Genomic DNA, 22,323 nt, shown 5'->3' with positions numbered 1-22,323 from the left:
GAAAAATCCGTTCCGCCTTACTTTGCGGGGCGGCCGTACACTTCGACCTCGATGACGTGGTTCATGTCGTTCGATGTGTTGCCGTTTGAATACAGGCGGACATAGCGGCCCTTGGCGCCCTTGGCGTCAATCAGGCGGCCTTCGCTGGTCTCGATGTATTCCTTGTCGCTGCCGACGCCCAGTTTGGCGGTATTGTCGTGATCGTTGTTGTATACGGTCTTGACATCCTTCACGAAATCCTTGTCGTCGGAAACCTGCACGATGACATCGCGGTACACGCGGGCCTGGGAATGGTAATGCCACACGACGATGGCGAAAATTTCCTGCGGGGCTCCAAGATCAATCTGTACCCATTGGACGCCGGGGCCGAATTCGATGAAGGATCCGTCCGCGCCTTCCTTGTCGCCGTCGGTAATCATCGGAAGTTCGCCGATGATGGGTTCGGAGTCGCTGGCGGTGCATTCCTTGCCGGCGGCCACATTGGTCACATCCTTCGGCGCCATGAAGGGCGGCCGTCTCTCGCCGGTGGTCTTTTCGAGGTTCGGGGAAGTGATGTTTTTCGGCGTGCCGACAAACATTGGCTTCGGCAGTTTGATATCCAAGGGGGCCATGTCCTCCGCAAAGGCCGGAATCATCGCGCCCGCCGCAAACGCCATAGCCACCACCGCCGTTACCGCATACCACATACGCTTGTTCATTGCTTTCTCCTCTTGCATGCGAACGGCCACTTCATTTTGCCGTCCCGCGTTATGTCACGCGCTTTCGCGCATTCCTCTACGGTTCGCGTCATGCGAACCCATTGGTTTCCATATACAAACCTCGCCCTTTTTCATAATGGACGAAAACCAGCCGCCGTTATTCACGGAACGGGTCGGCGGCTCATGTCTTGGACTTGTCTTCCCGCGCGATGGTTTTCCACCATTGCGGGTGATGCTCCTCGGCCCATGCGCGGCTGACCTTCCCGTACATCATCGCGCCCAAGGTGCCAGGATTCGCTATGGTGCCGAGATACAGGTGTGTGATGCCCGCCAGAACGAACAACAGCGCGGCATAACGGTGCGCCTGGTACACGATGGCCTGGCCTTCCACATCGAACACGGGAAACATGCGGCCCAATCCCGTCACCAACACCACCGCGCCCAGCAGCGCCGCCATCCAGAAATAGGCCTTTTGGCCGGCATTGAACCGGCCGGCCGGCGGATGCTTGCCGAATCCGAGGTAGCCGCCGAACTTCAGCGCCCACTCCCAGTCGTACGACGCGAAAATCCCGTCTTTTGCCCACGTGGCGACCATCAGGGTCAGCGCAATCACGAACACGGGGGCCGCCGTGGCATGAATCAGCCACCACCAGCCTTGAAGCGGACTGCCCAGCGCAAGCACACTGTAGAATCCCGTGCCGGCCAAACCCAGAAAACCCGCCACGGTCGCGATATGGATAAACCGCTCCCAAAATCTAAACCGCTGAATCTGCCGCGGCTGCTTCGGGTCGCTCAGCCGTTTCGGTCCAAACAGGACAAAATGACCGAGGACCGCCGCCACGGTTGCCGCCATTCCGATCAGTGCAATCAATCGAAACATCTAACGCTTCCTTCAAGAAAAGTAGTCAATAGCCTATAGCCCGTAACCGGGCTGTTGGGGATGTATTGGGCGAAATGGATGTCATGAACACCGGTTTCCATCCCTCATCGTTCATCCTTGACCCTTCGGGTTTCAGCCTTTCTTCTCTCCCGTCGCCGCGAATCCGCGAAACAGGCCCTCCAATCCCATCAGCCCGTAATGCAGCAGGGCGAAAACCAGAAATGCGCCGAAAACCGCCGCCAGCGCAAGGTAAATCTTCCAGTGTTCGACCCCTTCCTCGAGCAACGTCAGGAATTTCGGATCCAGACGTTCCAATTCGTGCATTCGGGTCACGACGGGCGGGCCTGGATTGGCCGGCGCCTCGGCGATGACCTTGGCATTGAAAAATCCGCTCTTTTCCGAATGACAATCGGCACAGCCGCCGGCGCCCAAAGATTGCCGGGCCGGGCGCACGTCATGCGCGAACGGCCATGCGTACGGCTTGGCCGATTCGTGATCCGAGGCCGCCAGTTGGCCGCCCGAAACGCGATAGAGTTTGCCGCCCGCCACATACACCGGTTCGCCTGTGCCCTTTTCCGCCAATTGCCCCAGGATCGCGGCAATCTGCGTGGCGTTCAACGGCGGCGCGGGAGGCTCTTCCTTCTCTTCCACTACCTGTTCGGAAGTGGCTTCGCCTTCCCCTTCGCCTTCGCCTTCGCCTTCGCTTCCTTCTTGGGGCGCGGGCGTTTCGGGGGCCGCCGCCGCGTCGCCTTCGCCGGACGACGAATCGTTTGGCGTTTCGTTGGCGGGTTGTTCGGCCGGTTGTTCGGCGGGTTGTTCAGCAGGCGCGGCTTCCGCAACCGGCGCGGCCGCCTCTTGGGCAGCCTTGGCTTCCGCGTCGCGCAGCGCATCAATCAACGGCTTGACTTCTTCCGGCAGAAGGGGCTTGATCCCACCGTCCGCAAGGATACCCCAGAAGGCCGGGTAAATCATTTCATGCGGCGCGATGACACCGTCATCCTGCCGGATAAACACCGGCGCCAGAATATACGGAACCATCATGTCCCATTGGGCGCGTCCGTGAATGCCCAAGCGGTTGGCCCGCGCCGTGCGCACGCGGCCGGTCTTTTCCGCATCCGGCCATGGGCCGGAATGACATGCCGTGCACGTGAGTTTTTCCAAATGGACCGGCGGCAATCCCTTGTGCAGGGGACGCGGCGCGCCGAGACGGCCGCCCAGTTTTTCGACGCCGGACGCCGACGCATCGCCCAGATGGCAGCCGCGACAAGTCAGCGACCCGGCATTGCCCGCGTGTTCCTCGCCTTCGTATCCGCGCACGATATTGTGCGACAGGCCGTTGCGGTGGCAGTCCGTGCAGCGCAGTCCGGCGGCCATATGGACATCCGGATCGGATTCCCACAAGGCGGTCTTGTCCAGATCCGCCGGCGCCGTCGAGTGGCAGAAATAACAGTGGTCCACCGTGGGGCTGTCGGTCACGTCGAAGAAAACGCAATCCTTCTCATTGAAAAAGTGGGGCTGGTATTTCACCTCGGGCGCGGCGGCCCACGAATTGTCGCGGTTCGGGCCGTTCATGAAGTCGAAATAGTCCGGCAGGCGCGAAGCCATGTTTTTCACGATGCCAATCCCGCTGGCGCCCGTGGCGGCCCAGCGAAAGTTTTCGCGTCCGATCTGGACCGCCCATTCGCTTTGGTTGAGTTCGTTGGCGGCCAGATGGCACGCGAGACAGTTGATGTCGAGATGGCCGGAAATTTCCCAACGCGCCTTCGGATCCAGTTGCGGATCCTCGCGTTCGCCCATGTCGCCTCCGGGCATATGCCGCCCGAAACGCTTCGTGAATTCCCAGTAGGTCAGGCCCGCGTCGGCGGGATGCCATGTGCCGGACCAGCCCCGATACGACACCGGCAACTGGATGGCTGCGTCTTCGTCGGCAATGACCCACGGTTCCCCGGGGCGTCCCGGCAGTACATTGCCGGCGGTCGAGTTGAAATGCCAGCCCGTGGCGATTTTGTCGTATTCGTGGCAATCGCCGCAGGTGGCTTGGGTGGAAAACGGCTGGGCCGGGTTGTCCGTTGGAAGGACTTTCTGGCCCATGTCGTCGTAAAGCGGAATCAGATGGACGGGCCGCGCGCGGCTGCCGTCCACCAGCACATGTTTTTTGGGCGGTGCGGCCACCGCCACCATGGCCACGGCGCAAAGCAGCGCCACGGCCGCCGTCGGCGCATACTTCCTGCTCAAGCCTTGAACTCCTCCGGCGCGAAGGTGAGCCGCTGGCCCATTTCGACCGCCTGGTTGACCTTGAGCACCGCCACGGCGGTCTCGTAACCGATTTCCCCCGGACAACTCAGGGGCGTCCCCAGGCGGATGGCATCGAAGAAGTTTTCGAGGTGCGCCTGGTGCGGGGGTTTGTTGAACTGGATGGGCAGCGGCCACGAATCCGGCAGCGCCGAAACGCGCACGTCCACCGCCACATCCTTCGATTTGGCCGCCGGGGCCGCCGCCGTCACCATCGGCGCCAGCAAGCCCTGCTTGGCGAAAGGCTGCCAGTCCGGCGCGCCGGTCTCGCGCAGCAGCGCATCGCCGCGCTGCGGTACTTCGGAAATGGCCAGCGTGCCGTCCTCGCCCATGAACTGCTCGTAGAACCCGCCGTGGCTGGTCGTCGTGAGCACCTGGTAGAACGCGCGGGCAATGCCTTCGGCATTCTCGTACTCGTAAATGCACAATACGTTGTCGTACCACTCGTGATTCAGGTAGAAGTCCACGCCGCCCGAAGCATACACCGCCTTGGGCATCACGCCGAAGACCCAACTGAAAATATCCACTTGGTGCGAACCCAAGTCCACCATCGGCCCGCCGCCGTATTTCTTGTACCAACGCCAGTTCCGGAAGTGGTGCATGGAGGCGTACCCGTATTTTTCGAGCGTGGCCGGCTCAATTTCATATTGCTTGGGCCAGCCGAGATCCTGGCTGGCGCTCTTCGACCGGTTCCACTGCGCATAGGCATGCGTCACACGGCCCAAAAGCCTGTTTTCGTGGACGAGGCGGTTGATCGCATGCTGATAACGTGGATTGCTGCGGCGCTGATGGCCGATTTGCAGGAGTTTGCCCGTCTCGTGCGAGGCCAGCACCATCTGGCGCGCCTTTTCAATGTCGTTGGACATTTCCTTTTCGCAGTAGACGTGATGGCCGGCTTTCATCGCGGCGATGCTGTGCTCGGCGTGCACGAATTCGGGCGTTGCCACAATGACCGCGTCAATGTCCGTCTCATTGGCGAGCAGATCCTGGTAATCAACATAGGCGTTGACAGGATGCCCAAATTTTTTCAGCATGCCCGCCCCGCGCCGGCGACTGTATTCCCAGATGTCGCAAACCGCTTTGAAGCGGATGCCCGGAATACGCAGCGCGGCGTCCATCAGAACCTGCCCTTCCGCGCCGACCCCAATCAGGGCGATATTGAGTTGGGTGGCCTTCGATTCCGGAGACACAATCGCCGGAGCCGCCGCCGGTGGCGCGGCCGCCGCCGCGGCTTCCTGCGCGAACGCCTTGCTGGCGAACAACATCCCGGCGCCTGCGCCCGCCGTCGTCATCAGAAAATCCCGGCGGGAAGATTTCTTCCCCGGCTTTTTCGCCGCGCCGTCACATAACGTCGCTTCTTGGGTTCGCGTCAGGACGATTGTCTCCTCCATCGCCCCCGGCGCGGCCTGGCTTTTTTTCTCTCGCATACGCATACTCGACTCCTGCACTTCAGACCCTTGCTTCCGACCACACGAAACGCGATCATATCCGAAAACGGCGCACGGTTTCCATCCATCCGCGCGCCGCCAAACGGTGTCGCGATTTATTGGCCCGCAATAATCTTGTCCATTCGTTCCGAGAGATCCTTGAGATAGGCCTCGTCGCCGCCCGACAGTTCCGGTGTCAGATAACTCGCATAGCCGGTTTCCTCGAAGGCCTTACGGACTTCCGGCCAGTTTACGTCGCCTTCCCGGAGGTTTTTCCACTGCATGCCGTCGCGCTTGAAATCCTTTAGGTGCACACGGACAATCCGCTTGCCGAGCACGCGAATCCACTGCTCCGGCCAGCCGTACACGACAACGTTCCCGACGTCGAAATAGGCGCGGAGCCAAGGATTCTGAAACTCGTCCACATACCGCGCAAATTCGAGCGGACTCAGCAGAAACTTGTTCCAGACATTCTCGACCGCAATAATAATTTCCAGTTTTTCGGCCAGCGGGAGAATTTTCTTGATGTTCGCCTGCGATCGTTCATAGGCGGCGTCGTAACTCACCTTGTCGTTCACGACCGCCGGCACCAGCAGCACGACGTCCGCCCCCATGGCCTTCGCGGCGCGCATCGTCGTTTCCAGTTTCGCCGTTCCCTTTGCGATAACCGCGGGATCCGCGTCCGACATCGGCGCGTCCCAGCCGCCATGGCAAATCGAATGAATCGGCGTGCCCGCCGCCCGGGCCTGTTCGCCCAGTTTCTTCGCGGCGTCCAGATCGTCCATCGGCACGGCCTCGATGCCCTCGAATCCGCACGCCCTCGCCAGTTTGAACTTGTCCGCGTCGGACAATTCCTTGGGCAGCATCCCGATTTGGATGGCCTTTTTCAGCGATCCGTTTTCGGCCGCCCGGGCCGTTGTCGAACCCGCGGCCCCGACGACCGCCGCCGTCATGGCCGCCCGTTTCAGAAAATCCCGCCGTCCCATTGTCGAACCGTTCATCGCATCCTTCCTCCTGACGTTGATGTCCAAAAAGTTTCGATCGCCTGTGAATAAAGAGGCCCTGTAACGCTGGCTGTCATCCCATTGCCGTCTGTCTTTTCGGACCGAATAACCGAATTGTACAGGATCAAGGATGGCCGGACTCAAAAAGTGGAAAATAGGCATTCAATGCCCGAATTCAAGACTTTGCCCGCAATTTCCATGCGCCCGATCGGGAAATGGTGGACGACAAACTAAAGCCCAAGGTTGTCCATGGCCTGTTCTTGTTGCCGGCCGTAATTGTCGCCGATGTCGCCGATCTTACGGCGCGCATACCCGCCGGCGGAATTCACGGCGGAACCGCCGCCCCCCCGGTTGAGTTCGTTCTGGATTCCGATGCCTGTCATCACTTCACCCATTGGACCCACGCCCGTCGCACCCGCCGCCGGCGGCGGTTGCGGCCGGGACGCTGGGCCGGATGCCTGTTGCGGCGATATGGACGAAACCGGCACGGACAAGGCGCCATTTTGGGGATCAAACAGAAAATCCTGCCCGGAATCGGTTTTCGGCACCTCGGCCAAATACTGCGGCACAAGCGCCTGCAGGGAGGGTGGATAGTAGCCGATTGCCTGGCCGTATTGATCTATCGCGGCTCGGATCACGGCCATTTTCTGAACGTCGTTCGGGGTGGGACCGGACACGGCCGTCGCGGGATGGTCAAGGATTTGGCCCGTGGACGGATCGTAGCCATAGGGGGATCCGTCGGCATGTGTCGGGATGGACGGAATCCACGTGGGCGCCAAGTCATTGAGCGACGGCGGCCATTGGCCTTTTTCGGCCTGATACGCGTTGATGGCTCTTTGCAGGTTGGTCTTGCCCATCATTTCGCCGGCCATGGCGGTTTGGCCTTGCACGGCTTTCAGATTCTGCGCCTGCAACTCGCCGTGGATGGCCGTCGCCGTCAACAACTCGACGCCGCCGCAGCCCGCCAGCACCAAACCCGGCAGCAATGCCCATGCAATTCTCATAACCGGCCTCCTTGCTTTTTGGCCCATGCCATGTAAAATTATAACATACCCTGAAAAATCCGGGCGCATTCAGGATGGGCGGACTCGCTGTCATTTTCCCCTTTTTTTATGTTACTCTTTCCGATTGACGGAAGTCTTTTACGAGGATGGCCGCGTGAGCGATTACGAAGCACGCATGACGTTTACAGAACATTTGGCGGAACTCCGCACCCGAATCATTCGTTCCATGATTTCGGTGGCGGTGGCATTCGCCTTTTGTTACGGCCTTTCCAATTACATTTTTGAAATCGTTTCGTGGCCATTGTCCCCGCTTCAGCAGGCAGGTGTGCTGAAAACGGAACCCTCGGACGCGACCGGCGCCGTCAAGGAACCCGCTCACAGTTCCAAGCCGCTCAACGCGCAATGGACGGTGCTCAATCCGCTCGAGCCCTTCCTGGTCAAACTGAAGTTGTCGGCGTACGCGTCAGTGTTGATCGCATTGCCCTTTATCATCTACCAATTGTGCGCATTCGTGTTCCCGGGGTTGAAGCCGGGCGAGCGCAAGATGGTTCAATTTCTATTGTTTGGCTGCGCCGGATTCGGTTTGCTGGGCGCGGGCGTGGCCTATTTCGGTGTCTTCCCGCTGGTTTTGCCCTACCTGATGCAATGGGTGCCTGAAGGCGTCGAGTTTCAACTGCGCATGAGCGAAACCGTGATGCAGATTCTGCTTGGAATCCTCGGTTTCGCGGTGGCGTTTCAGTTTCCGATGGTCGCCTTGGCGCTGGTCTACATGGGGTTGCTCACGCCGGCCGGATTGAAGCGGTTTCGACGGCTGGCCATCGTGGGCTTGGCCACCGCCGCCGCCGTGCTGACGCCGCCGGATCCCATTTCCATGATGATCATGCTGATTCCCATGATCCTGCTTTACGAAGTCAGCATCTGGGCGTCGTACATTGTCTACCGCCGGCGCCAGCGCGAAAAGGCGGCATAGGAGGTTTATCCGGTTATGTTCGGCAACTTGAGCATGGGCGAAATCACAATTCTCGCCGTGATCGCGCTGGTTGTCCTCGGACCGGAAAAGTTTCCCGAATACGCGAAGATCGCCATGCGCGCCTTTCGGGATTTTCGGGGATACATTGACGACATCAAGCGGGAAATGGCCAACGAACTCAAGCCGGTGCAAGAGGAAATCCGCGAACTTGCCCGCCACAATCCTGAGGAATACATCGAGGATCTGAGCAAGGCCATATCCTCTCTGGACGACGAAAAGAACGCCGGGGGCTCAACTCCAAACACGGAAACAGCGTCCAATGCCGCTCCGGAAACGGATCCCGGCCCCAAAGAGGCCGATTCTACGGAGCAAGCCGAAGAAGGGCGGACGGAATCGCCCGAACGTCTTGACGGTTAAAACCATCCCCGGACCCGATTATCCCATTTATATCGCATCCCGTTTTCTCGCAACGTCCGATCCGTGCAACGCCGGCGGACGCCGCTGAAAAAAATCTAAACAATTTCGCGCAAATGTCATAAGATAGTGTGCAGAGGGTAGTAAAACCATACGAGTGAGGTTGCGGAGTTTTCCTGGCCGGTCGTCCGGGGAAAGGGGTGGTTTATGTGGCGATTGAAGCAATTGGCAGTTCATACGCGTGAGCCATTGGACGATGGCGTGCCCGTCTTGAGCGCGGGGGTCATCTATCTGATCGCGATGGGAATCTCGCTTGAAATCGGCGCGAACGTGGTATGTCATCTGATTGACCGCGACATGCCGCTCGACGAATGCCTGAGCCTGCTGGCCATATCCCAACTGCTTGCCGCGAGCGTGATTGTCTTGCGCAGGCTCAACCCGACCGGTTTGATCTCCGTGGTTCCCATACTGGCGGGCGCGCTGTTTGTTTTTTCCAAGTCACTTGACGTAACCGGAAGCATCCATGCCTTGAACCAGGTCTATCTTGTCGGCCGGGATTTTCCGATGCACAAGATGGTAAAGGATCTGACTCTCTTTGCGGGTTTTCTCATCCTGTTGCTGAGTTTTTTCCTGGCCGCGTTGGAATCGCGCATGGCGCATCTGAACCTGGCGCGCCAGAACAAAATGCTGCTGCATGAAATGGAAGAACGCCGGCGTCTTGCCATGGCCATCGAGCAATCCGGGGAGGCCGTAGTCATCACCGACGCTGACGGCATAATTCAGTATGTGAACCCCGCGTTCAAGTCGCTGACGGGCTATGCGCCGTCCGAGGCCGTGGGCAAGAAAACGAACATTCTCAAGAGCGGCAAGCACGATCAGGCTTTCTACCGCCGTCTTTGGGATACGCTGGCGCGCGACGGCGCATGGACAGGCCATTTCGTTAACCGCCGCAAGGACGGCTCTTTCTACGAGGAGGAATGCACCATTTCGAGCGTCCGCAACGGTAACAACACGGTCACGAACTACATTGCCCTCAAACACGACGTCACCGCGAAAATCACCATGGAACGCCAGTTGCGCCACGCGCAAAAGATGGAAACCGTCGGCTCGCTGGCGGGGCGCATCGCGCACGATTTCAACAATATTCTCGCGCTCATTCTCGGCCATGGCGAAATGGCCCTGCGGCGCCTGTCCGAAGAAGACCCGCTGCGGATGAACGTCGAACGCATCGTAAAAGCGGGCAATCGCGGCGCCAACATGGTCAAGCAGATCATGACGTTCAGCCGCCAGGTCGAACAGGACCGCCGCCCCGTCGCCATCCATACGATTGTGGCCGAAGCGCTCGATTTCCTCCGCGCCACGCTGCCGGCCACCATCGTGCTGCGTGAAAACGTTCGCGATTGCGGCGTGATTCTCGCCGATCCCACGCAGGTTCACCAGGTCGTGATCAACCTCTGCACGAACGCGTTCCAGGCCATTGGCATGGCGCCGGGAACCGTCGAGGTTGGCCTCGACGAGCACACCATTTCGACCGGTTTTATCGCGGACGCGGGCACGCCGCCGCCGGGCGCGTATGTGTGCCTGACCGTGCGCGATACGGGATGCGGCATGGATCCGTCAATCATCCCGCATATTTTCGACCCCTTTTTCTCGACGAAAAAGCCCGGCGAGGGCACCGGACTGGGCTTGGCGTCCGTTCACGGGATCGTCACCAGCCATGGCGGCGCCATCATGGTCCGCAGCGAAGTGGGCATGGGAACGACGTTCGAGGTCTATTTCCCGCAAATGGAAGGCGCGCCCGCTTTATCGGCGCCGACGAGCCTGTCGGTAACGCCGGGTTCCGAACACATTTTGTTTGTGGATGACGACACGGAACTCGCCGTGTTGTACCGCAACGCGCTGGAAGAGGTGGGTTACGTGGTTACGGTCTGCACAAACAGCCAAGACGCCTTGCGGCTATTTCAGGAACAGGCGGGATCGTTCGACATCGTCGTCACCGATCAGGTGATGCCCCATCTCACCGGAATGGAACTTTCCTGGGAAATCCGATCCATTCGTCCGGAATGCCCCATTATTCTCTTGACGGGGTACATGCAGGGAATCAGCCGGGACGCGGCCCGCGCCGCAGGCATTACGGATAGTCTCAACAAGCCGCTGCCGACGTCCGTGCTGGCCTCCGCCATCCGGCGCATCATGGAAAAGGACGCCGAAAGCCCAGACCGTCTGGAAGCGGTCAGTTCCTGTTAGTAAAGCCGGCGCAATGGCCTGTAGCGCCGAATTCCGATTCGGCATAAAAAACGGGCGCCCCACCCGAATTGGAATTCGGCGTTACACGTTTGACTGCATGGAAAAATCACGCGATCTCAGACCTTGATAAATCCGGCGTAACGTCCCATCCAATAGGGCAGCAGCCAGAACACGGGGCACCATTCGCTGCGGCCGTCTTCGCCATGGACAGCCATCCAGGGATTCTTGTCCCACCGCACGACCCCGCGTTCGCTTGCGGGCAAAAGGCGGCTGGTCTGCAAATGCTCCCATATCGGTTCGCGGACGATCCGGATGTCCTCGCGCCGCGTGTTGTCAACGGTCCAGCAAACGAGATCCAGCGGCGCGTCGCGCAGGAAGGCAACCGAGCCGTCGGGTTCGGGATGTTCGCCCGCCAGCAGGCCATAGGTGAAATTCGCAAGGGGATTTTCCTCGATGCGGAGGCTCTTGTACCAGTGGTCGAGGCTTTCGCGAAACAGGGCGCGTAGGGCGGGATCGGTCTCGTATAGCAACAACGCGGGATACGCCATCATCAATAGTTCATCGTCAATATGCGTCCGCCAAGCCGGCGCGTAGGACTGCGCGCGGCGCACGTTGTCCGCGTAGCCGCAATCGAACAGCAACCGGCGATATTCCCTTTCGTACTTCTCGTCACCCGTGATGTGATGCGCCGTCTTGAGGTACGACAGGATCTCGACGCTGTTGATGCCGCGTTCCGCCGCCCAATCCGGGTCGCTGTTCAGGCGTTCCGGCGCCCACACCCCCCAGCGCGTGTGCGTGCCGTCCACGTCCATCAGCACGTAGCCTCCGTCAATGATGTAATCCATGACGCGGCGAACGTGATCGCGGACAATGTCCCGCTCCGCGCCTTCGGCCACAAGGTCGTAATAGAAGGCATACCCGTAGAAATGCCCTGTCATTTCGTCGCTGCTCGTGTCGCGCTTCCACAGCCATTGCCCATCCGCCGACGGCAGCCAGCGCTGTTCCACCTCTTTATACCGCGGATCTTCGATGCGGACACGGGCGCGTTCCTGCGGCGTGAAGCGCTCGCCCGGATCGTGCATTCCCGTCCATGTGGCCGGAACGACCGTGCGCGCGACAAAGCCGTTCGTGCCCGTCACGGTTTGTAAAAACCGCATCGCCTCGAAGGCTTTCCGCGCATTTTCGCGCGCCTCCGGATCGCGTGTTACCGCGTACCGGAAACATTCCATCACCATATATTGCGCCGTATAGGAACCGTCATTGTCGTCGTCTTCCGGTTCCCATTTCGAGACATCGCCCGGCACGGGCAGGCGGCATCGTTCGACCAGCCACGGCTCCCGGACGTGGCGCTGCATGCACACGCCGTGGAAATGGGCGGCCTTTTGCGCAAACGTCATGGATTCGCGGACAATCGCGCTGACCCCTTTTTTCGTGGCAATCCACGCCGTGCCGTCCGCGTCAAAGGCCACGTCGCGCACGTCGTCGTCGAGCAGCCAGCGGCGGCTATGGCGCAAAGACCACGACTGGCCGTCGTAGCGCGTCACGCCGTGTTTCGTTCCGGCCCACATGATGCCGCCGGGCCCTTGCGCGACGGCATGCACATGGACGCTGGGCAGTCCTTCGCGCGGCGTGAAATGCGAAGCCCGATCGCCGTCGCGATAAACGGTCACACCGCCGAATCCGCCTGCCCAAAGCGCACCGTCCGCATCGAAGGCCAGCGATTTCACATCACTGGAAAGAATGGCCTTCTCGTCCTGATAGAGACGCAACGCGCCTTCCTTCAGCCGGTATAGCCCGTTGCCGGTGGCGATCCACAGGGCGCCGTCCGGACCGGCAATCATATCGCGCAGGCTGCGCGCCCAGCGCGGCGTTTCGTGACGCCACGAACCGCCCTCCTGAATCCAAAGACCGTCCGGACCCGCGGCAGCCATCCCGCCCGTTGTTTTGGCCAGCGCCGCGATCGGCGCGCCCACCGCCTCGATTTTTATCCCATCGCAAAACAGACCGTTCCACGCGCCAACCCACATGGATCCGCCATCCGACAGCAACGCGAAGACCGGGCCTTGTTCGTCCTTCGGCGTCATGGCCTGCCAGCGCGCGTTGCCGCGATCGAGCCGGTACACGCCCTTGTCCGTGCCCGCCCAGACACTTCCCGAAGCATCCACGGCCACGACGCGCACGCCGCCGTCCAGCGGATACGGCTCGTGCCGCTCCTGCACGAAGGGCGTGTCGGCGATGGCGTCGGGACGCAACGCCATCGCGTGCCGGGGCAGCGCGTTGCCTGGATCAATGGAAGGCCGTCCGTCCATTGAAAAACCTCCTTGGGGCTGCAACCCATGTTCTTTCAAAAAAACCAATATCTCATCGAACACCTTCTGGCGCGCGGACGCATGCAGGAAATCGAAAACGTGTCCATAGGGCACGGTGCTCATGTGAACCGGCACGCCGAGGCGCGTCAATTGATCCCGAAACGCCGTTGACTGCTCGTAACGCACGATATGATCGTTCGTTCCATGCACCAGAAACACCGGACCCATTCCGGCGTGCGCATAGGTCATAGGTGACGCCCATTTGTACGTGTCGTGATCCGGCGTTTCCTTGCCCACGAATCGTTTTACAAACGATTTCGTGATGCCGCGCAGGGCGAAAAACCCTTTTGGATCGCGGTATCCAGACAAGTCGTACACGCCGTACATGCCGATCGTCGCTTGTACAGCGCTCGATGCGCCGAGATTGACCGTCCCCTCGAAACCATCCTTGGGTTCGGTCGCGCCGAGCATCGCGGCCAGATATCCCCCCGCGCTGTTGCCCAGCGCGATGATGCGATCCGGATCAATGTGGTATTCCGCCGCATGCAGGCGGAGCCATCGGACCGCCGCCTTGCAGTCTTCGACGCATTCGGGAAAGCGGTGCTTCGGCATCATGCGGTATTGGATGGCTGCCGCCACATACCCCTTTTCCGCAAATCGGCGCGTGTACCAATGCAATTGGCTCCGCGTGCCGAACAGCCAGCATCCGCCGTGGATCAGCAACACGGCCGGTCGCGGCTCCACGCCCGGATCTTTCGGGGTCGCCAACGTCATTCGCAATGGGACCCCCTCGTGCCGCGCATAGACGATGGGGCCGCGATATTCGATTGGACCCGCCGCCGCGGACGCGGCCCATGCAAACAACAGCGCCGAGGGCAAGATAATCCGCCATCCGCGATCCGTCATCCGCAAACGTTGGATCACGCCTGGACCTCGCTGATTTTGACTTCGCGATGGGTGCGGGCGGACTTGTAGATGGCGCAGGCGATTTCGACCGCATGTTTCGCACTCGAAATCGGAATGACCGGCTCCCTATCCGAATGCACCGCCTTGACAAGGTCCTCGATGATCAACAGGTGACCGTCGGCGGAAACGGCCATCGGATCTTTGCTGGCCTCGGTGTCGGACTTTTTGTTGCCGCCGAAGAGATTCATCATGCGCTCACGCTGTGCGGGCGAATCCATCTCGTAAAATTCAAGCGTGCCGCCGTGGCGCGAAAACGAGCCTTTCGTGCCGTACATGTAAATGCGTTGCGCGCCTTCGGGAATCGCGCAGGTGGTCGAAAAGAACGTGCCGAGTGCGCCGTTTTTGAACTTGAGCACCGCGACAACCTGATCCTCGGCTTCAATCTTGTGATTGTGCACCCCGTAAAATCCGAACACGCTCTCGACCGGACCCGCCAGCCACTGGATCAGGTCCACGGTATGAATGCCTTGGTTCATCATGCTGCCGCCGCCGTCGAGTTTCCACGTCCCCCGCCACGGACCGTGCGGGCCGGAAAAATAATCGTCGCCGCGAAACCACGGCAAATGCGCGTGCGCGCCGATAATCTTGCCCATCTTGCCGGCAAGGATGGCCTTCCGAATGAGGATGTTGCAGTTGTCCATCCGCGACTGGAAAATGCAACCGCACTTCACGCCCGACGTCTTGACCGCGTCCTCGAAGGCCTTGATTCGCGCGGGCGTGATGTCTATGGGCTTCTCCATGATGATATGCTTGCCGGCCTTCGCGGCTTGGATGCCCAGTTTCGCGTGATAGCCGCTCTCGACGACAATGCAGACCGCGTCTATGCTTTTGTCCTTGAGCACATCCGCGTAGCGCGTGTACCCCTTGCAGTCGAATTCCTTCATGCGCTGCGCCAGGCGCTCCTCGTCAATGTCGCACACGGCCGCCAGGTTCGCTCCCTTGGCGCCCCGGATGGCCTTGCAGTGATGTCCGCCCATTCCCAGTCCCACTACCGCGAAATTCAACGTCCTGCCCATTGCGTTTGCTCCTGTTTGCATGGAATCGGTTGCCGAAAAAGAACAAACCGGAGTGTACGCTCCGGCCATGGCGGGCGTCAAACCTGCGAAGATTTGCGGCAACGCACGATGCGGATTGATCTCGGCCGGGGTGTGAAAATATAGTAATGTCCTGAATGGAGGGATTCGCGGCGACGATCGATCGCGAAAACAAAGGCCCGGTTCGGAAAACCGCACCGGAACACACGCAGCGGAAGCATCCATGACACATCCAGACCCGGCAACAGGCATTGCGCGCAACATCACGGCGTATGGCGACGCGGAATTCAGCCGGTACATGCGCCGAGCCTTTCTCGCGTCGGCGGGTTTCGACGCCATCACGCTCGACCGGCCCATCGTCGGCATCGTGGACACGTCGTCGGACTACAACACATGCCACCGGCAAATGCCGGAGATGGTCGCGGCCATCAAGCGCGGCGTGATCGAGGCCGGCGGCTGTCCCTTCGCGTTTCCGACGATTTCACTGCACGAAATCCTCACTTCGCCGACGACGATGCTCTTCCGCAATCTCGCCGCGATGGATACCGAGGAAATGATCGCCGCGCAGCCGATGGACGCGGTTGTCATGCTCGGCGGTTGCGATAAGACCGTACCCGCGCAGTTGATGGCGGCGGCCTCGGCGAACATACCGGCCCTTTCGGTCGTGTCGGGCCCGATGTTGACGGGCTATTGGCGAGGCGAACGCCTCGGCGCCTGTACGGACTGCCGCCGATACTGGGCGCAGTATCGCGCCGGACGGCTGGGCGCGGACGAAATCCGGGAAATCGAGCAGGCGTTGTGTTTCACGGGCGGCACGTGCATGGTCATGGGCACAGCCTCCACGATGGCGTGTGTGACCGAGGCGCTCGGCCTTATGCTGCCCGGCGGCGCCACGCCGCCCATGAGCAGCGGAGAACGTCTGCGGCATTGCGTCGAGGCTGGACGCCGCGCGGTCGAAATAGCCCGCGCCGGGCGGCGCCCGCGCGATATCCTGACACGCGCTGCGTTCCACAACGCCTTGACGGCGCTCATGGCGATCGGCGGATCGACCAACGCCATCGTCCATCTGTTGGCGATCGCGCGCCGGGCCGGCATCCCCCTCGCGATCGACGATTTCGACGCCATCTCGCGGCGCGTTCCCCTGCTGGTGGATTGCAAGCCGGCTGGCAGCGGCTATCTTGAGGACATGCACTTCGCGGGCGGCATGCCGGTGTTGCTGAAAGCGCTGGAACCGCTGCTGGACTTGTCGGCCCGGATGATTACAGGCCAAACGATGGGAGAATATCTGCGGAACATCCCGCCGCCCGGTGCATGGCAAACAACCATCCGCACGCTTGCCGAACCGCTTGGACCAACCGGCGCACTGGCCATCGTCAAAGGCTCGCTCGCGCCCGACGGCGCCGTGATCAAGGCCGCCGCCGCGTCGAAAAACCTGATGAAACACCGCGGACCCGCCGTGGTGTTCGATTCACCCGAAGACGCGGAACAGCGGATTGACGATCCGTCGCTCGGCCTTACGCCGAATCATGTCATGGTGTTGCGCAACGCCGGACCGGTCGGCGCCGGAATGCCCGAGGCTGGATCTCTGCCCATTCCGAAATACCTTGCACGCGAGGGAGTCAAGGACATGGTGCGCGTAAGTGACGCGCGCATGAGCGGCACAGCCTACGGCACGGTGGTCCTGCACTGTTCGCCCGAGGCGGCTGTCGGCGGACCGTTGGCGCTTGTGCGCGACGGCGACCTCGTCGAACTCGACGTCGAAGCCCGGCGCGTGGATTTGATCGTGGACGATTCCGAACTTGCCCGGCGCCGCGCCGCGTTCACGCCGCGCCCCTTGCCGCCCCGCGGCTGGCGGCGCCTTCATGCCCAACATGTCCTTCAGGCGCATCTGGGCGCGGACTTGGACTTCCTGTAGTCGTACGCCAAGAGCAGGCCATCGCGCAGGGCTTACCGAAACGCACCCAAAATCTTGGCGAAAACACGCCCCTGATTCTTCGCCTTTTCGAACAACACATCCAATTCGCCCGTGTCCAGGAAAATCCCGCCGCAATGTGTGCACTTGTCCACCTGCACACCCATGAACTCGATCTCGACCAGTTCCATGCCGTCTTTCGGACAACGCATCCAGTGAAGCTTTTTCAGCGCTTCCCGTTCCTGTTTTTTGAGCTTGGCCTCCTGCTCCTCGGCTATCTTCTTTCTGCGTTCGAACTCCAGCCGGGCGAAATATTCATCTTCCTTTTCCTTGGCTATCTTGTGAATCATCGCCTTGCCCTCTTTGGTTGCCGTGTCTTCACCTGTTGTGCAAACCGATTATCCCGGAACATGAAACCCGGGCGTTTCTGGAACATTCGGAGTATAAAATCTATTCTTCGGACTATTCAATTCCTTATCCCGCATTTGTCAGCAGAATGCGGATTTCACGCTCAGACTATGGGCCGGCTGGATGTTATGGCCCCCCGGAACCTTGTATGCTGGTGTGCGTGCCTCGACCTTAGTCCAACGCGTACAACACCATTCCGGACGGAAGTTTCGGGAAGAAATAGGTGGACTTGTGCGGCATGGGCTCACCGGATTCCGCGCAGGCCTGGATTTGTTCCGCGCGGGGACTGCGAAGGAGAAACGCGGCGCCGTATTCGCCGTTTTCGACGCAAGCGACGGCTTTGCCGGCATCGCGCTCATACGCGAACGGAGTATCCGCAGGCCATCCCATGATCCGTTCGATAATGCCGCGGTGCAGGACGGCGACATCGAGGTCGCGCCACGCCGGCCCGCGATCCGTGCCGAGCAGCGCCGCACGGTCTGTTTCGTGCAGCCGGAGCAGCCAGCGGCCGCCCGGCGCGACGAATCCGATGGCGCATTGCGATTCGCGCTCGACCGATTGCGGCAGATCGTCCCCGACCCGCTCACAATCAAAATACAGCGCGAGCTTTTGCAGAAACGCCGCCGTATCGAATTCGCCGGGCGGTTTCAAGAGGCGGTGGGTCGGTTCGATGACAAGGCCGGGATCGTCAATTGCGACGAATCCCATCATGATGAAATCGTGCGGCCCCTCGCCCATGCCTTTCGCGCGGCAAGCGTCCCGGTAGGCGCACGACGTGCGGAACCGGTGATGGCCATCGGCGATATACAACCGGGAATCCAGCAGACTTTGAGTGACGCACGGATCATACCCGACGCGCCAGACGCGCTGAAGAACGCCGTCCATCGTGCGGGCGGTCATGTCGGGCGGACGCTGCGCAACGGCGCCGGTCAGACACTCTCCGACCTTGCCGCCGGGATCGGCGTACAGCACAAACACCGGTTCGAGATTGGCCTTTGTGGCTTCGATCAGGCGCATCCGATCCTCGACGGTCCGGGCGAAGGTCTGCTCGTGGCCGAGAATGCTGCGCTCGCCCGGTTCGGGCAATCGGGCAAGGGCGAAAAAACCGCGCCGGATGCGTTGGCGCCCCCCGCTCTCAAAGACCTGCTCGAGTACATAGAACGATTTGGCGCCGTCTTTGAGAAGGACGCCATCCGCACGCCAACGGTCAAGGATACGCGCGGCGGCATCGTAAGGGGTTTCACCGGCCTCCGGTTCAGGCAACGAAACATGAACCATGCTGTAAGGGCTTTGCGCGGCCAGTTCCACGCGTTGGGCCGGAGAAATTACGTCATAGGGCGGCGTAACGACCGCCTCGAGCGGGCCTGTCTGGTCCGGATTGAAACGGAGTCCGTAAAATCCTTGTATTTCGGGCATAAAACCGGTTTGCCTCTTGAGTAAGGGCTAAAAAAAAAGAATCTTATCGGACCCGCCGTTCCCAGTCAAGAAAAAGGGCGCGGGCGGCGTCGAAAACTTGGCCGGCCGTAATCGCGGAAAGACAAACAGGCTCGGAATAAAGGGGACAGACGTCCTGTAGGCACGGACTGCATTCGACGTCGTGGCGCAGGACACAATGATGCGTTCCATACGGATACCAACGAAAGGGGTGATCGCGGGCGCTGAAAATGGCCACGACGGGAACGCCCATGGCGGCGGCGACGTGCATGGTTCCGGTGTCGTTCGAGACAAGGAGCACACAGCGTTCAAGCAGAATCGCCAGATCCGTTACACTCGTTTCGCCCGCCAAGGACGTGCAATGACCGCCTATTCCCCGCGCTACTTCGTCCGCCAGTGTGCGCTCGCCGGGACCGCCGGTCAGGAGTATATGGACCCCATGCTCCTCGATGAGTCTCCGGCCCACCTCGACGAAACGTTCGGGCATCCAGCGGTTTGCCGGGCGTTTCGCGCCGCATTGCATGGCGACAAGCGGGCGGTTGTCGCCGGGTATGAACCGGCGAAGGGCGGTTTGCCGGCGTTCCTCGGAAACGCGAATCCATGGACAAGGTTCGATTTCAGTGATTCCGAGCGGTTCGAGAAGCCCCATGAGCCGCGGGACTTGGCCCAGCCGGAACTGGTCCGGTGAAACGAGACGAAACCCGATAAAACGGCGCTGTCCCGCCAGCGCCAGCAACGCCATGTGCTTGGCAAGATTCCGGAAACGGCTTCGATCGTCGGGAAGCATAATCGTTATATCGAACGATTCGCGGCGTATGCGTCCGCACAATGCCCTCCAAAAACGGGGACGGCCCGATTCATCGGCGTGGTAAACAATACAATCATCAAAAGTCGGATCGTCCGCCAACACATCTTCCGCGCCCGGCGCACCGCGCAGGGTCGGAGAGGTCAGCAAGACTATCCGGGCGTCTGGAAACCGCTTGCGAAGCGCGTGAAACGCGGGCAAGGCTACCACGATGTCGCCGAGATTGCCGAGCCGGACAACCAAGATGCGCCGAACCGGATCCCGCTCGCCTGTCCGCGACAAAACGCCCAAGAGCCCCGTGGCGACCGCCAAGGCGCGGTTGGCGGCGGTTGCGGTCATGCGGACGACGGGTTTCCAGCCGGCTGCGTGAGAATGCCCGGGGGAAGCGGCCCGCCTTTCAACCGGCTCTGGCACAGCGACCGGGGGTGCGCAAAGAGCGTGCGCCATTGCTGGAACATGAAGACCTTGAACAATTGGCGCCCCGCGACGGGATCGTTGCGGCGCATGTCGCCGATCATGTTCTCCAGATACGGAAGGTTGAAAATGGTTTCGGAATCCGACCGGCACTCGGCGATGGTGTCGCGCAGAAATTGGGCAAGGCTGCCCTTGAACCATTCCGTGACCGGGACCTCGAACCCGTGCTTGCCGCGGTTGATGAACGAGTCGGGCATGTGGCGCGCGAGGAGTTTGCGTAGGGGAAGTTTGAGCCGGTTGTGCGCGATTTTCTGCCGGGGCGGCAGCGCGAGGCCGAACTCGACCAGGCGTTCATCGAGAAAAGGAAACCGGCCTTCCAGTCCGGACGCCATCGCGATCTTGTCGGACTTGAGCATCAGATCGTCAGGAATGAAACTGTGTAATTCGCAATATTGCCGGGTTCCCAGGGCGTCCAGGCACAGGGCATTTGCCTCCGCAAAAATCGTCTCAAAGACCTCCTGGGAACGATAGCGGTCCACGTGCCGGAGAAAATCCGGGTGGAGCATGTGGCGCTTGACGCTGTCAGGCATGATCGTAAACCAGTTCATGTAGCGTTCAGGGTCCGGCAAGCCCGCGAATCGGCTGAATTTTTCGCCGCGCCGGCAGAATTCCTTGACGGGGTCGGGCAGGCGCGATCCCAGCCGGAACAACGGCGCCAAGACGCGCAAGCGGACCGGTTCGGGCAGGCGCGCCATGGCGTGGGCGTAATGGTCCCAATAAAAACGCGGATAGCCGCCAAAGGCCTCGTCGCCGCCGTCGCCGCAATGGACCACCGTCACGTCGTGTTTGGCTTGGCGGCACAGCTCATGCAGCGGAATCATCGAAGCGTCGGCCAACGGCTCCTCGACGTGCCAGAGCATTTCGGGCAGCCGCCCGATGGCTTCGGGGGTACAGTCGTATTCATGATGAATCGTGTGGCAGGCGTCGGCCACTTCGCGGGCGTACACGGACTCGTCGTATTTCGGGTAATGGCGGAACGTGACCGAAAAGGTCTGGATCGGTTCCGGGCAGATCGCGCTCATCAACGCCACGATCAGACTCGAATCAATGCCGCCGCTCAGGAAAACACCCTGGGGCACCTCGCTCATGCGGTGATCGCGAATGACGTCCTTGAGCAAGGATTCGAGCGCTTCGAGATTCTCTTCTTCGGAATGGGGCGACAAGCCGTTGAAGAGCGGCGTCCAATAGCGTTCAATGCGGACATTTCCGTCGTGAACCCGAAACCAGTGGGCCGGTTGCAGCCGCCGGATTTCCCGCCAGGGCGTTTTCGGACCCGGCACGTATTTGTAGGTGAAATAATCGAAGACCGCCAACGGATCCAACGTCAATTCAAGGTCCGGATCCAGCATGAGAGCCTTCATTTCGCTTGCAAAAGCGATCCCTCCGGCGTTTCGCCAATAATAGAACGGCTTGATCCCGAAACGGTCGCGCGCGGCAAAAAGCGTTTGCTCCTTCTCGTCCCAGATCGCGAACGCGAACATGCCCCGCAGGCGGCCCGCGCAATCCGTGCCGAATTCCTCGTAGGCATGCAGGATCGTCTCGGTGTCGCAACGCGTGCGATAGCGATGGCCGCGTTTTTCCAACTCGGCGCGGAGTTCAAGATGGTTGTAGATTTCGCCGTTGAACACAATCCAGCAGGAACCGTCCTCGTTGGCGATCGGCTGGTGTCCTCCCGCGAGATCCACAATGCTCAGGCGGCGTTGGCCGAGACCGGCTGGACCCTTCAGGTAGCAGCCGTCATCGTCGGGACCGCGATGCGACAGGGCCGTCATCATGTCGCGGATCAGACCTTCATCCACGGGACGCGCGGGATCAAACGATAATTTACCGCAGATGCCGCACATGCCCGTTTCGTCTCCCTCGATCGTCCGTTTATCCTACGCCAGAACACCCGTACTTCTCATACCAGGCAACACACTATAGCACGGCTCCTTGAAAAAATCATCGTCTGCTGGGCGTGAAAGTTGCGTTTCCACGGGAAAATACGGGAAAATAAGGTGTGGGCCTTTGGCCGTGGTCGAAAACAGTCGGAAGCAGTGCAGCGT

16 protein-coding genes are annotated in these 22,323 nt (G+C 60.5%); 4 read left to right on the top strand and 12 right to left on the bottom strand.

The features are described 5' to 3' along the window. Positions 1–17 precede the first annotated feature (17 nt). The 6 genes from P5540_08445 to P5540_08420 form a co-directional block, all read right to left on the bottom strand. Entirely contained in the window at positions 18–698 is a 681-nt protein-coding gene (locus P5540_08445; GenBank protein ID HRT64846.1) for a discoidin domain-containing protein, read from the bottom strand. Positions 699–879: 181 nt separating this feature from the next. After that, a complete protein-coding gene (locus P5540_08440) occupies positions 880–1,578 on the bottom strand; it encodes a cytochrome b/b6 domain-containing protein (GenBank protein HRT64845.1) in 699 nt (232 codons plus the stop codon). A gap of 132 nt (positions 1,579–1,710) precedes the next feature. Beyond that, positions 1,711–3,813 (bottom strand): hypothetical protein, encoded by a 2,103-nt coding sequence (locus P5540_08435; protein HRT64844.1) that lies wholly within the window; start codon positions 3,811–3,813, stop codon positions 1,711–1,713. Next, positions 3,810–5,303 carry a Gfo/Idh/MocA family oxidoreductase gene (locus P5540_08430; protein ID HRT64843.1) on the bottom strand — a complete coding sequence of 498 codons (1,494 nt, stop codon included), beginning with the start codon at positions 5,301–5,303 and terminating at the stop codon, positions 3,810–3,812. The genes P5540_08435 and P5540_08430 overlap by 4 nt, the downstream gene beginning before the upstream one ends. 110 nt (positions 5,304–5,413) lie before the next feature. After that, positions 5,414–6,298, bottom strand: coding sequence for a TIM barrel protein (locus P5540_08425; GenBank protein HRT64842.1), 885 nt, complete (start codon positions 6,296–6,298; stop codon positions 5,414–5,416). A gap of 233 nt (positions 6,299–6,531) precedes the next feature. After that, complete coding sequence (locus P5540_08420) at positions 6,532–7,305, bottom strand: hypothetical protein (GenBank protein ID HRT64841.1); 774 nt, start codon at positions 7,303–7,305, stop codon at positions 6,532–6,534. Between the two features lie 154 nt (positions 7,306–7,459). Between P5540_08420 and tatC the strand changes: the two genes are divergently transcribed. From tatC to P5540_08405, 3 genes are all read left to right on the top strand, one after another. Continuing rightward, on the top strand, positions 7,460–8,275 hold the full coding sequence (gene tatC / locus P5540_08415; GenBank protein HRT64840.1) for a twin-arginine translocase subunit TatC: 816 nt from the start codon (positions 7,460–7,462) through the stop codon (positions 8,273–8,275). A 15-nt stretch (positions 8,276–8,290) separates the two neighbouring features. After that, entirely contained in the window at positions 8,291–8,692 is a 402-nt protein-coding gene (locus tag P5540_08410) for a twin-arginine translocase TatA/TatE family subunit (protein HRT64839.1), read from the top strand. 204 nt (positions 8,693–8,896) lie between these two features. Then, a complete protein-coding gene (locus P5540_08405) occupies positions 8,897–10,936 on the top strand; it encodes a PAS domain S-box protein (protein HRT64838.1) in 2,040 nt (679 codons plus the stop codon). Positions 10,937–11,052: 116 nt separating this feature from the next. On the opposite strand, the gene P5540_08400 is transcribed toward P5540_08405, so the two are convergent. Both P5540_08400 and P5540_08395 read right to left on the bottom strand, forming a co-directional pair. Next, positions 11,053–14,169, bottom strand: a complete 3,117-nt coding sequence (locus P5540_08400) for an alpha/beta hydrolase fold domain-containing protein (GenBank protein ID HRT64837.1) — start codon at positions 14,167–14,169, stop codon at positions 11,053–11,055. After that, entirely contained in the window at positions 14,166–15,227 is a 1,062-nt protein-coding gene (locus P5540_08395) for a Gfo/Idh/MocA family oxidoreductase (GenBank protein HRT64836.1), read from the bottom strand. Before P5540_08395 ends, P5540_08400 begins: the two co-directional genes overlap by 4 nt. Before the next feature lie 241 nt (positions 15,228–15,468). Here P5540_08395 and P5540_08390 point away from each other — a divergent pair, with 241 nt between their 5' ends. After that, entirely contained in the window at positions 15,469–17,160 is a 1,692-nt protein-coding gene (locus P5540_08390) for a dihydroxy-acid dehydratase (GenBank protein ID HRT64835.1), read from the top strand. Between the two features lie 32 nt (positions 17,161–17,192). Here P5540_08390 and P5540_08385 read toward each other — a convergent pair whose 3' ends face one another. The 4 genes from P5540_08385 to asnB form a co-directional block, all read right to left on the bottom strand. After that, positions 17,193–17,507 (bottom strand): zf-TFIIB domain-containing protein, encoded by a 315-nt coding sequence (locus P5540_08385; GenBank protein HRT64834.1) that lies wholly within the window; start codon positions 17,505–17,507, stop codon positions 17,193–17,195. A gap of 229 nt (positions 17,508–17,736) precedes the next feature. After that, positions 17,737–18,981, bottom strand: coding sequence for a DUF1015 domain-containing protein (locus tag P5540_08380; GenBank protein ID HRT64833.1), 1,245 nt, complete (start codon positions 18,979–18,981; stop codon positions 17,737–17,739). Positions 18,982–19,024: 43 nt separating this feature from the next. Then, entirely contained in the window at positions 19,025–20,143 is a 1,119-nt protein-coding gene (locus P5540_08375) for a glycosyltransferase family 9 protein (GenBank protein ID HRT64832.1), read from the bottom strand. Continuing rightward, positions 20,140–22,122, bottom strand: a complete 1,983-nt coding sequence (gene asnB, locus P5540_08370; protein HRT64831.1) for an asparagine synthase (glutamine-hydrolyzing) — start codon at positions 22,120–22,122, stop codon at positions 20,140–20,142. Before asnB ends, P5540_08375 begins: the two co-directional genes overlap by 4 nt. Positions 22,123–22,323: the final 201 nt, after the last annotated feature.

The sequence above is a fragment of the Candidatus Hydrogenedentota bacterium genome, from assembly GCA_035450225.1.
Taxonomy (GTDB): Bacteria; Hydrogenedentota; Hydrogenedentia; order Hydrogenedentales; family SLHB01; genus DSVR01.
This window is presented reverse-complemented; position numbering and strand designations above follow the sequence as displayed.